The sequence below is a fragment of the Pseudomonas sp. HUK17 genome, from assembly GCF_001566765.1.
Map to the genome: position 1 here is coordinate 21756 of NZ_LSMW01000006.1, position 14490 is coordinate 36245.

General features: G+C 66.7%; 14 protein-coding genes. 7 read left to right on the forward strand and 7 right to left on the reverse strand.

Annotated features, from left to right (window positions below; all coding sequences use genetic code 11):
- Window positions 1-17 precede the first annotated feature (17 nt).
- Entirely contained in the window at window positions 18-1628 is a 1611-nt protein-coding gene (locus tag AX284_RS03880) for an inorganic phosphate transporter (protein ID WP_068383705.1), read from the forward strand.
- 128 nt (window positions 1629-1756) lie between these two features.
- Here the strand turns inward: AX284_RS03880 and AX284_RS03885 are convergent, their stop codons facing one another.
- Window positions 1757-2623 carry a LysR family transcriptional regulator gene (locus AX284_RS03885; protein ID WP_068383706.1) on the reverse strand — a complete coding sequence of 289 codons (867 nt, stop codon included), beginning with the start codon at window positions 2621-2623 and terminating at the stop codon, window positions 1757-1759.
- 138 nt (window positions 2624-2761) lie between these two features.
- Between AX284_RS03885 and AX284_RS03890 the strand changes: the two genes are divergently transcribed.
- Together AX284_RS03890 and AX284_RS03895 are read left to right on the forward strand one after the other, a co-directional pair.
- Window positions 2762-3187, forward strand: a complete 426-nt coding sequence (locus AX284_RS03890; protein WP_017640917.1) for a VOC family protein — start codon at window positions 2762-2764, stop codon at window positions 3185-3187.
- Window positions 3188-3277: 90 nt separating this feature from the next.
- Complete coding sequence (locus AX284_RS03895; RefSeq protein ID WP_068383707.1) at window positions 3278-4576, forward strand: flavohemoglobin expression-modulating QEGLA motif protein; 1299 nt, start codon at window positions 3278-3280, stop codon at window positions 4574-4576.
- A 72-nt stretch (window positions 4577-4648) separates the two neighbouring features.
- On the opposite strand, the gene AX284_RS03900 is transcribed toward AX284_RS03895, so the two are convergent.
- The gene (locus tag AX284_RS03900; protein ID WP_017640919.1) at window positions 4649-6577 is read right to left on the reverse strand and encodes an AAA family ATPase; all 1929 of its coding nucleotides are present in this window, start codon (window positions 6575-6577) and stop codon (window positions 4649-4651) included.
- 196 nt (window positions 6578-6773) lie between these two features.
- Here AX284_RS03900 and AX284_RS03905 point away from each other — a divergent pair, with 196 nt between their 5' ends.
- On the forward strand, window positions 6774-7547 hold the full coding sequence (locus AX284_RS03905) for an SIR2 family NAD-dependent protein deacylase (RefSeq protein ID WP_064308586.1): 774 nt from the start codon (window positions 6774-6776) through the stop codon (window positions 7545-7547).
- Between the two features lie 4 nt (window positions 7548-7551).
- Here AX284_RS03905 and AX284_RS03910 read toward each other — a convergent pair whose 3' ends face one another.
- On the reverse strand, window positions 7552-8319 hold the full coding sequence (locus tag AX284_RS03910; protein ID WP_064308585.1) for a hypothetical protein: 768 nt from the start codon (window positions 8317-8319) through the stop codon (window positions 7552-7554).
- Between the two features lie 152 nt (window positions 8320-8471).
- Here AX284_RS03910 and AX284_RS03915 point away from each other — a divergent pair, with 152 nt between their 5' ends.
- Window positions 8472-8726: a hypothetical protein gene (locus AX284_RS03915; protein WP_064308584.1), complete on the forward strand. Its 255-nt coding sequence runs from the start codon at window positions 8472-8474 to the stop codon at window positions 8724-8726.
- A gap of 55 nt (window positions 8727-8781) precedes the next feature.
- Here AX284_RS03915 and AX284_RS03920 read toward each other — a convergent pair whose 3' ends face one another.
- Together AX284_RS03920 and AX284_RS03925 are read right to left on the reverse strand one after the other, a co-directional pair.
- Window positions 8782-9054 carry a hypothetical protein gene (locus tag AX284_RS03920; protein ID WP_059313784.1) on the reverse strand — a complete coding sequence of 91 codons (273 nt, stop codon included), beginning with the start codon at window positions 9052-9054 and terminating at the stop codon, window positions 8782-8784.
- A gap of 124 nt (window positions 9055-9178) precedes the next feature.
- On the reverse strand, window positions 9179-9991 hold the full coding sequence (locus tag AX284_RS03925) for an HDOD domain-containing protein (protein ID WP_197480265.1): 813 nt from the start codon (window positions 9989-9991) through the stop codon (window positions 9179-9181).
- A 341-nt stretch (window positions 9992-10332) separates the two neighbouring features.
- Here AX284_RS03925 and AX284_RS03930 point away from each other — a divergent pair, with 341 nt between their 5' ends.
- Window positions 10333-11352: a GGDEF domain-containing protein gene (locus AX284_RS03930; RefSeq protein ID WP_064308582.1), complete on the forward strand. Its 1020-nt coding sequence runs from the start codon at window positions 10333-10335 to the stop codon at window positions 11350-11352.
- On the opposite strand, the gene AX284_RS03935 is transcribed toward AX284_RS03930, so the two are convergent.
- Window positions 11349-12908 (reverse strand): GGDEF domain-containing protein, encoded by a 1560-nt coding sequence (locus AX284_RS03935; RefSeq protein WP_068383709.1) that lies wholly within the window; start codon window positions 12906-12908, stop codon window positions 11349-11351. The two genes, AX284_RS03930 and AX284_RS03935, sit on opposite strands and share 4 nt — an antisense overlap.
- 204 nt (window positions 12909-13112) lie before the next feature.
- On the opposite strand from AX284_RS03935, the gene AX284_RS03940 reads away from it, so the two are divergent.
- On the forward strand, window positions 13113-13373 hold the full coding sequence (locus tag AX284_RS03940; protein ID WP_068383711.1) for a hypothetical protein: 261 nt from the start codon (window positions 13113-13115) through the stop codon (window positions 13371-13373).
- Between the two features lie 21 nt (window positions 13374-13394).
- On the opposite strand, the gene AX284_RS03945 is transcribed toward AX284_RS03940, so the two are convergent.
- A complete protein-coding gene (locus AX284_RS03945; protein WP_017640927.1) occupies window positions 13395-14465 on the reverse strand; it encodes an AbrB family transcriptional regulator in 1071 nt (356 codons plus the stop codon).
- Window positions 14466-14490 lie beyond the last annotated feature (25 nt).

Here is a 14490-nt window from a genome sequence, read left to right on the forward strand (position 1 = left end):
GTGTCGGAGTTCGCCCCATGCCTTCGTCCAGTCCAGTCGCCTCCCTGTCACCGCTGTCCCATCCCCTGCACAGTTCGCGCAAGCCCGGTCCGCTGCGGATCGTGCTGTTCATCGTGCTGCTGCTGACCGGTCTGGCCGTGACCCTCGGCGGTATCCACAATGATGTCAGCGATGCCCAGTCGCCGCCCACCACCTGGCTGCCCTTCGCCGGCCTGGCACTGGCGCTGGTGATCGCCCTCGGCTTCGAATTCGTCAATGGCTTCCACGACACCGCCAACGCCGTGGCCACGGTCATCTACACCCACTCGCTGCCGCCCAATGCGGCGGTGCTCTGGTCCGGCTTCTGCAACTTCCTCGGGGTGCTGTTCTCCAGCGGTGCGGTGGCCTTCAGCGTCATCGCCCTGCTGCCGGTGGACCTGGTGGTGGAAATGGGCGCGGGCAAGGGCTTCGCCATGATCTTCGCCCTGCTGATCGCCGCCATCATCTGGAATCTCGGTACCTGGTGGCTGGGCTTGCCGGCGTCGTCCTCCCATACCCTGATCGGCTCCATCATCGGGGTCGGTCTGATGCATGCCTGGCTGGGCGGGATGGATGGCAGCAGTGGGGTGGACTGGGGCCAGGTGGCCAAGGTCGGCTATGCGCTGCTGTTCTCGCCGCTGATCGGCTTCGCCTGCGCGGCGCTGCTGCTGGTGCTGCTCAAGCGGATCGTGCGCGACCAGACGCTCTACCAGGAGCCGAAGAGCGCCGAGCCGCCGCCGCCGTGGATCCGCGGCCTGCTGATACTGACCTGCACCGGGGTATCCTTCGCCCATGGTTCCAACGATGGCCAGAAGGGCATGGGCCTGATCATGCTGATCCTGGTCGGCGCCCTGCCGACCGCCTATGCGCTCAATCGAGCGGTGCCGGCCACCGCCACCCCGGCCTTTGCCGCTGTGGCCGAGGTCACCGCCAGCGGCCTGCGCCAGGCGGCGCCCCAGGCTGCGCCAGCCGATCCCCACGGCGTACTGCTGGAATTCGTGCGCAAGCGGCAGAGCAATCCTGCGGTGCTGCCGGCGCTGGCGGCCATCACCGACGACATCGCCCGCGAGGTGCGTCAGTACGGCGCTCTCAACAACGTGCCGGCGCAGAGCATGCCCAACGTGCGCAACGCCATGTACCTGGCGTCGGAATCCATCCGCCTGCTGGAAAAGGAGCATCTGCCGGGGCTGGCGCCCAAGGCGCAGGAGGACCTCAAGGAATTCAAGCGGCAGATCGACCAGGCTACCCGTTTCATCCCGCTGTGGGTCAAGGTGGCGGTGGCCATCGCTCTGGGGCTGGGGACCCTGGTCGGCTGGCGGCGCATCGTCATCACCGTCGGTGAGCGTATCGGCAAGACCCACCTGACCTATGCCCAGGGCGCCTCGGCCGAGCTGGTGGCCATGGGCACCATCGGCGCGGCGGACGCCTTCGGCCTGCCGGTCTCCACCACCCATGTGCTCTCTTCGGGCGTGGCCGGGACCATGGCCGCCAACGGTTCCGGATTGCAGTGGGCCACGGTGCGCAACCTGGCGCTGGCCTGGGTGCTCACCCTGCCGGTGGCCATGGCGCTGTCCGCGTCACTCTACTGGTTGCTGGTGCACCTGTTCTAAGAGCCTGTTCAAAATCTGCTGCGCGTCGGCCAAACTGTGTTGAAAATGGCTTCGGAATGCTCATTTACCACTCGTAAACTCCGCTTCCTCAGCCATTTTCGCCTTGTTTGTCTCTAGCTCGCGAGATTTTAACCAGGCTCTGACACGGCTTCGGTCAGGCAGCGGCGGAATAGCGCCACGGCCGGCAGGTCGCGCCCGGCGTGGCGGGCGATGATCTGCAGTTCGCGGTGGAAGGTGAGGGGGCCCAGGAACAGCCGGCGCACCCGGGGATGCTCCAGCCAGAGGCCGGCGCAGGGCACCAGGGCCACGCCCAGGCCGTGCTCCACCATCTTGACGATGGCGTCGAGTTCGTCGAGTTCGAGCACCTGGCGCACCGTCAGGCGCTGCTCGCGTAGAAAGGCGCTGACCCGGCGCCCGCCGAAGGAGTGGCGGTCGTAGCGAATGAAGGGCTGAGTTTCCAGCAGCAGGCGCGGATCGTCACCTGTCAGCCCTGGCGGGACGATCAGCACGAAGGGTTCCTGCAACAAGGTGGTGGCGTGCAACTCCTTGGGCAGCTCGAAGGGCGGGCGGATGAGGATGGCCAGGTCCAGCTCGCCGGCGTCCACCTGGCTGAGCAGGGCGAGCGACACCCCAGGCACTAGGCGGGGCTCCAGGCGTGGCGCCCGCTGGCGCAGCCGCACCAGGGTGCCGGGGAGCAGGCCGGTCTGGACGCTGGCGATGGCGCCGATGCGCAACTCGCCCTGGATCTCGTCCCCGGCGCCCGCCATGCGCGCATAGGTGGCGAGGATCTCTTCGGCCAGCGGCAGGGCGCGGCGTCCCGCGGCATTGAGCAGGGCGCTGCGGCCATTGCGGTCGAACAGGTCCACGCCCAGATTCTGTTCCAGGGTGCGGATCTGGGCGCTCACCGCCGAGGGCGTGAGGCCCACGTGCAGACCGGCCGCGGCGAAACTGCCATGGCGGGCTACGGCGAGCAGGGTCTTGAGTTCGCGAAGCATGCTGGTGGCCTGAAGTCAGGAGAGGCCACTGTAGCGAGCCACAAAATTTTTGTCGCTCGGGGGCAGTAAAATACGCTTTATGCACAGGAAAACCTGGGGTGAGAATGGCTGCATTCCCCCTCAGCAGGATTTCCCAGCATGGCCTTGTCGCCCTTCCACCTCGCCATCCCCGTCTACGATCTGGCCGCCGCCCGGCACTTCTACGGGGATGTCTTCGGCCTCGCCGAAGGCCGCTCCAGCGACCACTGGGTCGACTTCGACTTCTATGGCCACCAGCTGGTGATCCACGAGCACCCCAAGACCGCGTCCCAGGACGAGGCTCACACCAACGCCGTGGACGGCCACAACGTGCCGGTGCCGCACTTCGGTATCGTGCTCGGCTGGGACGAGTGGGAAGCCCTGGCCGACCGTCTGCGCGCCCGCGAGACCCAATTCGTCATCGAGCCCTATATCCGCTTCCAGGGCCAGGTCGGCGAGCAGGCCACCATGTTTCTCTTCGACCCCTGCGGCAACGCCCTGGAGTTCAAGGCCTTCAAGGACATGAGCCAGCTGTTCGCCAAATAGCGCGGCTCGGCCGGTCTGCCGTCACGAAACCTAGGCAAAAGACGCGGCAACGGCCATCCTTGAGGTCTTGCCCGTCGCCCGGTCGCCGTCATGAATGCCCGCCAGCCCTTTCTCGATCCCTATCACCAGACCATCCGCCAGCTGTCCGATAGCATCGTCGCGGCCCAGGCGCCGATCCGCATCCTCGATGCGGTGAAGTGGGACGACGGGGTGCGCCAGGGCTTCCTGGACGGCAAGGGCAAGCGCCTGCCGGCGGTGGATCGCGCCTTCTACGAAGGGCGCCCGTTGGGCTTCGACGCCGATGCGCTCAAGGGCGAATTCCAGAGCATCGAGCGGGAGGTCACCCGCCAGCTCGGCCAGTTCAATCCGGTCGGCCAGATCATGAGGCGCATGTGCCGCGAGTACCGCATGGTGATCCGCATGCTGCAGGCGCGCGGCACCCCGGACTTCGGGCTGATTTCCCAGGAGCTCTATGGCGCCGCCTCGGACGCCTTTCATGCCGGCGATCCGACCCTGGCCGACCTGGGCATGATGATGTCCAGCTACCTGGACAACATCGCCCATCGCGGCGCCCTGGAAGACGAGCCCAAGACCCTGACCGCCAAGGACGCCGTGCCCATCCTGCAGGAACGGCTGAATCGGGTCTTTGGCGAGACGGAAGGCACCATCCGGGTGTTCGAGTCCGACGGTATCGTCGCCGACGCCGCGGCTGGCGCCGACTACATCAAGGTGCGCGCCGACGCCCTGTTCAACGAGCGTGACGTGCGCGCCCTGGAGGTCCACGAGGGCCTGGTGCACGTCGGCACCACCCTCAATGGCCAGAACCAGCCGATCTGCACCTTCCTGGCCAAGGGCCCGCCGTCGTCCACCGTGACCCAGGAAGGCCTGGCGATCCTCATGGAGGTGATCGCCTTCGCCTCCTATCCGACCCGCCTGCGCAAGCTGACCAATCGCACCCGCGCCATCCACCTGGCCGAGGACGGCGCCGATTTCCTCGAGGTCTTCCGCTTCTTCCAGGAGCAGGGCTACGACCTGGAGTCGGGCTACCAGAACGCCAGCCGGGTGTTTCGCGGCTCGACGCCGACCGGGCTGCCCTTCACCAAGGACCTGTCCTATCTCAAGGGCTTCATCCTGATCTACAACTACATCCAGCTGGCGGTGCGCAAGGGCAAGCTGGAACAGATCCCGCTGCTGTTCTGCGGCAAGACCACCCTGGAGGACATGCGCATCCTGCGCCAGCTGGTGGACGAGGGCGTGGTGGTACCACCCAAGTACCTGCCGGCGCAATTTCAGGACCTCAACGCCCTGGCGGCCTGGATGTGTTTCTCCAACTTCCTCAACCACCTGAGCCTGGATCGGATAGAGGCGGATTACGCCAATATCCTCTAGGAGCCTGTTCAGGCGCTGACATGAAAAAGCCCCGGCGGACCGGGGCTTTTGCGTTTCAAGGCGTCGCGGGTATCACTCGCCCTTGAAGGCCGCCGCGATGCTGCGTTCGCCGTCACCCGCGCGCGGGTCAGTCGAACGTTCCGGCACGAAGGCCAGGGCACGGTTGAGGGCGCCGCAGGCTTCCAGGCCGCTGGCGCGGGCGATGGCTTCGGCCACGGCGCTGCCGGGAATGGTCTCGTCGCGCAGCAACTGGTCGGTGATGTCGTCCAGCGCCGGCTTGAGTTCGGTGATCAGCGCCAGGCAGCGATGATCCAGGCTGTGCAGCAACTGGTCTGCAGCGGCGATGCTGGGCGCGGCGTCGAAGTCGATGCCAGCGTCGCGCAGGGCCTGCAGGCTGAGCAGCGAGCCGCTCGGGCCCATGCCCAGGGAGGCGACCATGGACAGCGCCAGCTTGGAGGCTTCCTGCAGATCCTGGGCGGCACCCGAGGAGACCTCGTTGAAGTACAGCTGCTCGGCGCAGCGACCGGCCAGCAGCATCTGAATGCGACCTTCGAGTTCCGATTTCAGGTGCAGGCGCTTGTCTTCGGTGGGGGTGATCAAGGTCACGCCCAGGGCCTGGCCACGGGGCAGCAGGGTGACCTTTTCCACCCGACCGACATTGAGCACGGCGGCGACCAGGGCATGACCGGCTTCGTGCACGGCGATGCGGGTACGCTCGGCCGAACCCAGCGGGGTGACACCGACCGGTTGCTCGCCGATGCGGCAGGTCTCGATGGCCTCGACGAAGTGGGCCATGGTCACGGCGCTGGCGTTCTCGCGGGCGGCCAGCAGGGCGGCGTGGTTGCTGATGTAGGCGATGGCCGCCGGGGTCAGGCCCACGGTGCCGCGGGAGAGGGCGGCCAGATCCAGTTCGCCCTGGCAGGGCAGCTTGCCGGCATAGAGTTCGAACAGCGCGCGACGGTCTTCCAGGCTCGGCAACGGCACGGCGATGGTGCGGTCGAAGCGGCCTTCGCGGCGCAGCGCCGGATCCAGGGAGTCGGCGAAGTTGGTGGCGCCCAGGACCAGTACTCCGCTGGTGCCATCGAAGCCGTCCAGCTCGGTAAGGAACTGGTTGATGATGCGGTTGGCTTCGGCATCGCTGGAGCGCGACTGCTCGGCGCGGCGGCCGATGCCGTCGATCTCGTCGATGAAGATGATGCAGGGCGCCTTCTTGCGCGCGGTGCGGAACAGCGACTTGACCTTCTGGATGCCTACGCCGAAGAACATCGAGGAGAAATCACTGCCGGTCACCTGGATGAAGTGGGCGTTGCACTCGGTGGCCAGGGCCTTGGCCAGCTGGGTCTTGCCGGTGCCGGGTTCGCCGGTCAGCAGCACGCCCTTGGGCGGACGGGCACCCAGGGCGGCGAAGGCCTTGGGATTGCGCAGACAGGTGGTGACGTCTTCCAGGGCGCGCTTGGCTTCGGCGGCGCCGACCACATCCTTGAAGGAGATGCCGGTGCCCTTGCGGTGCAGCTTGAAGGGGCTGGCGAAGCGCAGCGCCAGGGGCACGGCCAGCAACAGCAGGAGCAGATAGCCCGGCAGGTTGAACAGCAGGGCATCCAGCCAGGGGTGGCGCTGGCCGGACTCGCTCCAGGTGGCGATCGGAAACAGCGGCTCGGCCTGGGTGGCGTAATCGGCCAGCAACCGGTCGGTCAGGCGACCGCCATTATCGGTCACCGCGTAGTGCTCGCCGCGGGTGGTGTCGACGTAGAGGGTACGGTCACCGATCACGGCGCCACTGATGACGCCGGCGCGCAGATCGGCCAGCAGCACGGAGAAATCGCGGGGCTCCTGGGTCCAGTGTTCGGGGGCCTGCTGCACACTGGCGAGCATGGCCGTGGCGGTCGGAGCCGGAGTGGAAGGCTTGAGCCACCACCAGCAGGCCAGGCTGACCAGGGTGACGAGGGCGAGAACGCCGGCGATCAGCAGGCGCGGATACTTGGAAACGACGGACTTCTTCATTCACATACCGTTGGGGTAGGAGCGACATCGGACGCGGACTCCCGGATTATCGGCCTGTAGCGCCAGGGTTGAACCTCAGTTCCCTGGAAAACGATGAGTGGACTCACCATCCGTCGAGTATCGTCACACTTTCGCCCTTTTCCGCGGTCCGCAAGACCCTGTTGTTTTGCCGCAGATGTCAGGAGCCAACGCCTTCATGCCCGATCCCATCGATTGCCGAGACGGCCTCGCCGCCTTACCGCCGGTACTGCTCGATCGCCTGCGCCAGGCCGACGAGGTGCTGGTGCTGACCGGTGCCGGCGTGTCGGCGGAAAGCGGTATCGCCACCTTTCGCGAAGCCCTGACCGGCTTGTGGGCGCGCTTCGATCCGGCGCAACTGGCGACGGCCGCAGCCTTCGTCGAGGACCCGGTCCGGGTCTGGAGCTGGTACGAGTGGCGCCGTGTCCAGGTGCTGGCGGCCCAGCCCAATCCCGCGCATCGCGCCCTGGCGGACTGGGGTAGCCGGCACGGGCGGCTGGGCCTGGTCACCCAGAATGTCGACGACCTGCACGAGCGCGCCGGCAGTGGCGACGTGATTCATCTGCATGGCAGCCTGCATGCGCCGCGCTGCTTCGAATGCGCGCGGCCCTTGGCAGCGCCGGCGTTACCGGAAGCCGAGGATCAGCTCGTGGCGCCACCACGTTGTGCCTACTGTGGCGGTCTGGCCCGGCCTGGGGTGGTCTGGTTTGGCGAGTCCCTGCCCGAGGCGGCCCTGGCCAACGCCTGGGCGCTGGCCGAGCGTTGCGACCTCTGCCTGGTGGTCGGCACGTCGGGACTGGTGCAGCCGGCGGCCAGTCTGCCTGAAGTGGCGCGCCAGCAGGGCGCCACGGTGGTGCGCATCGATCCGCAACCGGCAGCGGATTTCAGTGGCGACTGGCAACTGCTGGGCGCCGCCGGGGTGATCCTGCCGGCGCTGTTGGAGCGTCTCTAGAGACCTAGTGCAACGCCTGACCGCCGGTCCCCAGGGCATCCAGGGTGCGTTTGAGCGCGGTGTAGGCCTGGCGCTGGTCGTCGTCTTCGGTGAGCAGGCCATCGAACAGGGTGGCGACCAGGGCCGGATCCTGGGCGACGAAGCGATCGATGAGGACGTCGTTGTCCTGGCGCCCGGCGGTGATCAGCAGCACGGCGAGCTGGGCGACATAGCGTGCGGCCAGCGGATAGGCCTTGAGGAAGACCTTGAAGGGCGCATCGGCCAGACCCGGCGCGAAGCCCTTGGCCAGCCCCTGCTGGGCCGCGGCGATGGCCTGGCGGACGGCGTCCTGCCAGTTGCCGGCGGTCACCGCCCCTGCCGGCAGGGCGCGGCGCATCTGGCCCAGCAGGCTGTTGAGGAAGATGCGGCGATTGGCCTGGTAGTCGTCATCGGTATCGAGCAGTTCGCGGCGGATACGGGTCAGGACGCGATCATCCTCGGCATCGGCGGTCACCGCCTGCTTGAAGGCCAGGGTCAACTCGCGATCCAGCAGACCGGGCTTGCGGCCCTCCAGTTCGGCCTGCAGCAGCGGGCCGCTGGAGTCGGCGAAGAAGAAGCGTTCGGCATGGGGCGCCAGGCGCTCGCGCAGGCGCGGCCAGAGCTCCGCCGCGAACAGTTGCTCGGCCGTGCCGCCGGAGACGATGACGCGGTGCTGCGGCGCCTCGGCCAGATAGTCGAACAGCGCAGGGCTATCGAGCGCGGTGCAATCGACGATGAGGTAACGGTGCTTCACGGCAACTCCTGAATACGACGGCCGGACCTTTCGAGGCGCGGCGGGATGGCCGTTAGTCTATAGGAAGGTGGGAACGCTTGGCCCGGCCTTTGGCCTAATCAGGCAGGGTGCAGCCCGCGACACCCTTCCTTTCGCGGCCGGAGGACACCAAGATGCGCAAGACCCCGCTGATCCTCGCCCTGAGCGCTGCCCTGGCCCTGTTGGCCGGTCCCAGCCTGGCCGCCAGCAGCAACAACGACGCCGGAGTGACCGGCAACGGCATCGGCGCGCCGGGCAGCTCCAACACCAGCAACAGAGACAGCGCCGACGACACGTCTAGCGCCAAGCCGTCCACCCAGAAGAAGGCCGACAAGACGCCTGCCACCAAGGCCCAGGGCAGTCAGCAGAAGCGCGTGCTCAACGATTGACAGGCAAACGAAAGGCGCCTCGCGGGGCGCCTTTGTTCGACCGCTCGATGCGATCTCAGGAGGCACGGGTGTAACGCACCTGCCAGTCGAGTCGCTCATGGGTCGCCCGCTCGATACGGGCGCGGCTGTCGCAGATGAAGGCTTCCAGCAGGGAGTTGTCGAGCAGATCGACCCGGGCGATGCGTCGCTGCAACAGTGCCGTGCCGTTGGGTGCATAGACCTCGACGTTGAAGGTCGCCTGATCCTGGGCGGTCATGGCGCACAACATGGGTTGGAAAGCGCCCTTGATAATGGTGTTCGCATCCGTGAACTTCAGCGGCTCGGCCATCGCAATCACTCCTGTCAGCTATAACGCTTCGACCGATTCTTGCGGTGCCCGTTCGATTTTCGCCATGACCGACTGGCAGATTTGTGATGCAGGCGGTGGCCTTGCCTGCGCACGGGACAGCCGGTCAGTTGATCAGGGTACCAAAGGCCTTGTCCGCCTCTATGACCTCGGGCAACTCGCCCAGCAGGTGATCCAGATCCACGCCTTCCAGCAGGGGATTGGCCAGGGCGGCCTTGGCCTGGTCATTGATGCCACCGTGGCGGCGCAGGACAAAAGACACCAGCCGGGCCTGAGCGACCATCCGCGCCTGGGTGGAATCCTCGGGTGCATCCTGGGGATGCAGCTGGTAGGCGATAGCATGCTGGATCACCACCGGCAGTTGCCAGCGGCGGGCCAGCTCCGCGCCCACCTCGGGGTAGCCGAAGCCGATGGCCTGGTCGGCGGGCACCGGCGCGCGTTGCTCGGCGTCGATGCGCGCGGCGATGTCGGGCGCCGCCGTCTTGATCAGCAACTCGCCAATGCTGTGCAGCATGCCGCAGGTAAAGGCGGTCTCGGGATCGGCGCCGGCCTGGCGGGCGAGAACGCGGCAGATGCTGGCCACATCGAAACTGTGCTGCCAGAAATCCCGCGGATCGAAGCTGGGATTGTGGCGGAAGGCCGCGGTCACTGCCGAGGCCAGCACCAGGGTGCGCAGGGCGTCGAAACCCAGACGGATGGCCGCGCCTTCGATGCTGGTAGAGGGACGGACGCCACGAAAGCGCACCGAATTGGCCAGGCGCAGGACCTTGGCCGACAGTACCGGATCCAGGGCCAGATTGCGGGCCACGTCTTCGATACTGCTGTCCGGATCGTCGAATTGCTGGATCAGCTCCTGAGCCACCTTGGGAATGCTGGGAAGGGTATGCAGGTGATCGAACAGAGCATCGATTTCCATGATGGCGCCTGGTTTGTTCTATACCGGTAGTGGAAGCTGATAAAGCCTTGGAAGCATGAACGACGGCCTGGGCACTGCCAAGCCTAGTCGAAACTCCCGAAGCGAAGAGCTTAGCGGGACGGGCGCGCCGGTCCGCAGAGTGAGCTGACCGATGGCGTCATTTCGCCGCCGTCCGTTTGGTCAGTCTGCTCGCAGGCGTGGTCCTATGCGGTCTTGTCACCAGCAGTGCGCTGTTCAGACGTCTATTGTCTTGCTTGAGTCCGCTTCCCGCCGACGACGGGCCACGAATGGGATAGCATCCGGTGATATCGGTTGGCCACTAAATTTGGCGTTCGAGTTGTGCAATGACTTATCAGACTCATATCCGCCAGATGCTGCAGTTGCCCAATGTGCTGGCGCAGAGCACCGGCATCCTGGGCTGGTTGATCAGCGTGCTGATCAACCCCTTTCTGACCGCCGGGGTGCCGGTGTGGGGCTGGCTGGCCTTTGCCGGCATGATCGGCTCTTGCCTGGCGATGACCACTGCGCGCCGCTTTGCCATCTGGCGCCTGTTCGCCCTGGTGTTCGTGCTGTTCGAGGCCCTGGCCTTCCGCTTTCAGATCCTCGGCATGGGCGAGGCTGGCCATGCCTGGATGATCCCCACGGCCATCGTCATCATCCTCGGCTCGACTATTCTCTTTTCCCATGTGCTCGATTACGGCATCGCCGCCGGTGCGGTCTGGCTGCTGCTCTTCTATGGCGAGCTGGACACCGTCACGGCAGCGGCCCTGCCGCTGTTCGCGGTGATGCTGGGCGCCAGCCTGGCGCTGGGGCTGCTGCTCAACGCCACCTTCGTGCGTATCGTCGCCACCACCCTGGAGCTCAAGGAGCGCTATCGCCTGCAGGCGGAAACCGATGCCCTCACCGGGATCAGCAACCGCCGTGCGCTGATGCTGGACGCGGAGCAGGTCTGCCGTGAGGGCTCCCCGTCCTGGTATTTCGTCATGCTCGACATCGATGACTTCAAGCGGATCAACGACAGATTCGGCCACGACGTGGGCGACCAGGTGCTCAAGGAAACCGCGCTGATCCTTGGCCGGCATTTCCCCGACGGCCATTTCGGACGCCTGGGCGGCGAGGAATTCGGGGTACTGCTCAAGCCCGACGACGAGCGCCACCTGGCGCAGCGGCTGCAGGCGCTGCTGGACGACATCCGCAGCAACACCCGCACCGGCACCTGCTTTTCCTTCAGTGCGGGCGTGGCGCGCTTCGCGCCGGGTTACCAGCCCTCGGACCTGCTCAAGCAGGCCGACAGCGAGCTCTACCAGGCCAAGCGCGCGGGCAAGGACCGGGTGCACTATCGCGGCGGCATGATCTGCGGTTAAGGCAGGCCTGACCGGTCCTGGAGGGCGTCCGTCTCCGGCGGTGGATGGGTGCGATTGCGGCCCAGGTGCTTGGCGCGATAGAGGGCGGCATCGGCGCTGGCCAGCAGGTCGGCGGGCTGCGGCGGTGGCGATTGACCAGGCGGCTGGACGGCGATGCCAAGGCTGACGGTGATGCGGCCGAAAGGACTGGTGGCATGGGCCACCTCCAGCACCTGCAGGCGTTCCTGGACCGTGGCGGCTACCCGCTGGGCGCCGATCTCGTCGCAATTGGGCAGCAGTAGGACCATCTCCTCGCCGCCGTAGCGTGCCGCCAGATCGCCCGGGCGTCGCGCCGCCGAGGCCACCACGCCGGCCACGGCCTGCAGGCAGCGATCGCCCGCTGGATGGCCATAGTGGTCGTTGTAGGCCTTGAAGTGATCGATGTCGATCATCAGCAGGCTGAGCGACTGAGCGTTGCGCTGCGCCCGGGCCAGCTCCACCGGCAGCAGGTTGTCGAACTGGCGACGATTGCCCAGCCCGGTCAGGCTGTCCTTGAGGGTCAGCAGGTGCAGCTCGTCGTGGGCCAGACGCAGGGCCGCCGCGCTGCGTTCGCCGGCGCGGATCTCGCGCAGCAGGCTGAAGCCGAAGATCAGCATGCCGACGATGATGAGGCCGACCACCGTCACCGATCTCAGCATGTCCTGGCGCCAGCTGGCGAGGATATCGCTCCTGGAGATACCGGCCAGGGCCACCAGGGGATAGCCTTCCAGATGCTGGAAGGCATAGAGGCGTTCACGGCCGTCGATCATGGCCCGCACCAGGGCGGTACCGTTGGGCGCCTGGGTCACGTACTGGCGAAACAGCTCGCTGCTGGCGAGCGGGGTACCGACGTGCGCGGGTACATAGGGACGGCGGACCATTAGGGTACCGTCATCCTGCGCCAGGGTGATGGCACCCCGGGCATCCAGCTTGAACCGCTCGTAGTAGTCGACGAAGTACTGCAGGCGGATGGTGGCGAGCAGCACGCCAGCAAAGCGACCGTCGCGGTCCTCCAGGCGGCGTGATACCGGAATGATCAGCTCCTGGGTGCTGCGACTCTCGATCACCGTGCCGACGTGCAGCACATCGGCGGCATGCTGGCGGTGAAACTGGAAGTACTCGCGATCGGCGTTGCTGGCCCGGGGCGGGTCACTGCTCTTGTCGGTCACCCGCCAGCCGCCGTCGCGATCATAGATGAACAGCCCGTGCAGTTGCGGCAACAGGGCGGCCTGGCGCGCCAGCAGGCGATGCACCCGAGGGCGGTCCAGCTGGTCGAGGGGTTGATCTTCCAGCCGGTCACGGATACTGACCAGCAGCGAATCCGCTTCCTTGATGGCGTCATCGGCATGTTGGGCCGCCGCCAGGGCGATGTTGCCGACATCACTGCGCGCACTGGCGAAGGCGTTCTGGTAATTGCGCCACACCTGCCAGGATTCCAGCGCCAGGATCACCGCCACGGCGCAGACGAGCAGCCACAGCGCCCGGCGCTGGGTGGCCGGATTGCGTGGCGGGAGGGGGGTATCGTCAGCGTCGACCATGGCGGGGCTGCTTCCTCGTCCTCGGTGTGCAGGAGACCGCTAGCCGGCCGATTCACGCCACTACACGGGGATAAAAGTCAGACAAGTCTACAGTTTCGTCGGAATCTTGCAGAGAGAACGAATCGTCGTGGCGGGCCCGTGGTCATTAGCGATACGGCCGTCGCTGGGACGGCGCCCTGTCAATGCCCGACCAGGAGGTCACAGATGTCGCAGATCGCCGAACAGATCGTCGAAGACGCCATGCAGCGCATCGAGGAGAACGAGTCGCAGCATGCTGCCGATCCCATACGCAATTTCTCCCTGACCCTGACCGATCCCGCGGAGATCCGGGTTGGCGCGGAGATCTACTTTCTCTTCGAACAACGCCTCAAGGGCTTCTATCCGGATGCACGGGTGGTGGTCCGCGGCCATGCCGCCGAGGGCTACAACATCACCGCCCAGGTCGAGCGCCGCCGCTCGGCCTGAGCGCGCCGCCCGCATCCTCCGTCAGGTGCGGGCCAGCTTGACCAGTTGCCGGGCCAGTAGCGGTCCGGTCAGCACCACTCCGATCAGGCGCAACGCCTGCATGGCCAGTACCAGGCCGACATCGGCATGGGCATCCACGGCGATGATGGCCATGGAATCCAGTCCGCCCGGACTGGTCGCCAGGTAGGCCGTGAGAAAGTCCACGTGCATCAGCTTCGCCATCAGCAGCGCCGACAGGGCGCAGAGGGCGATCAGCAGCAGGGAGGCAAAGATCATCTTGGGCAGGGCGCGCCAGACATAGGCGACCGTGGCCCGATCGAATCTCAGTCCCACATAGCAACCCATGGCGCCATAGGCCACCGCGAGCAGCAGATGGGGCAGGGTGATGTCCAGCCAGCCATTGAGTTGCAGGAGCGTACCCAGGGCGATGGGCAGCAGCAGGGCGCCGGCGGGGAACAGGCGGCCGCCCAGCCAGCTGCCGGCCAGGGCCACTGCCAGGGTCAGCATGAGATTGAAGGCGAAATGGCCGTCCAGGCTGACCACCGCGGCCTGATGGCCGGTGCCGCTGCCCTCGGCCCCCAGCAGCCGGCCGACCAGGGCACTGATCAGCACCACGCAGACCACCCGCACGTATTGCATGGTGGCGACGATCCGTGGATCGGCGCCGTACTCCTCGGCCATGGCCACCATGGCGGCGGCCGCGCCGGGCGTGGTGCCCCAGGCGGCGGTGCTGCCAGGCAGGCCGCCGAAGCGCACCAGCAGGGCGCCAGTGAGCAGGCTGAGCAGCACGGTCAGGGCGGTGGCCAGCAGCATCACCGGCCAGTGCTCGGCAACGGTGAGCAGGACCGCGGCGGTCATGGCGTGGGCGATCAGGCAGCCCACCACGCCCTGGCCAGTCTGGAACAGCCGACGGGGCAGACGGATGGTGGCGCCGCAGACGCCGAAGGCGATGGCCACCAGCATGGGGCCGAGAAAGAGGGCCGCGGGCACCTGCAGCCAGCTGAGTCCGCCCCCGACCAGGGCGGAGCAGAGGATCAGGGCCAGCCATTGCAGCAGGGGAGGATAGGGCGAGGGTGCAGGTGGGGTGGGCAAAGCGGTCTCCGAACGGCGGGGGACC

What these genes read in the sequence shown, in the direction of transcription:
- AX284_RS03880 (WP_068383705.1), top strand. Translation starts at nt 18, where the DNA reads ATGCCTTCGTCCAGTCCAGTCGCCTCCCTGTCACCGCTGTCCCATCCC.
- AX284_RS03885 (WP_068383706.1), bottom strand. Translation starts at nt 2,623, where the DNA reads ATGCTTCGCGAACTCAAGACCCTGCTCGCCGTAGCCCGCCATGGCAGT.
- AX284_RS03890 (WP_017640917.1), top strand. Translation starts at nt 2,762, where the DNA reads ATGGCCTTGTCGCCCTTCCACCTCGCCATCCCCGTCTACGATCTGGCC.
- AX284_RS03895 (WP_068383707.1), top strand. Translation starts at nt 3,278, where the DNA reads ATGAATGCCCGCCAGCCCTTTCTCGATCCCTATCACCAGACCATCCGC.
- AX284_RS03900 (WP_017640919.1), bottom strand. Translation starts at nt 6,577, where the DNA reads ATGAAGAAGTCCGTCGTTTCCAAGTATCCGCGCCTGCTGATCGCCGGC.
- AX284_RS03905 (WP_064308586.1), top strand. Translation starts at nt 6,774, where the DNA reads ATGCCCGATCCCATCGATTGCCGAGACGGCCTCGCCGCCTTACCGCCG.
- AX284_RS03915 (WP_064308584.1), top strand. Translation starts at nt 8,472, where the DNA reads ATGCGCAAGACCCCGCTGATCCTCGCCCTGAGCGCTGCCCTGGCCCTG.
- AX284_RS03920 (WP_059313784.1), bottom strand. Translation starts at nt 9,054, where the DNA reads ATGGCCGAGCCGCTGAAGTTCACGGATGCGAACACCATTATCAAGGGC.
- AX284_RS03930 (WP_064308582.1), top strand. Translation starts at nt 10,333, where the DNA reads ATGACTTATCAGACTCATATCCGCCAGATGCTGCAGTTGCCCAATGTG.
- AX284_RS03935 (WP_068383709.1), bottom strand. Translation starts at nt 12,908, where the DNA reads ATGGTCGACGCTGACGATACCCCCCTCCCGCCACGCAATCCGGCCACC.
- AX284_RS03940 (WP_068383711.1), top strand. Translation starts at nt 13,113, where the DNA reads ATGTCGCAGATCGCCGAACAGATCGTCGAAGACGCCATGCAGCGCATC.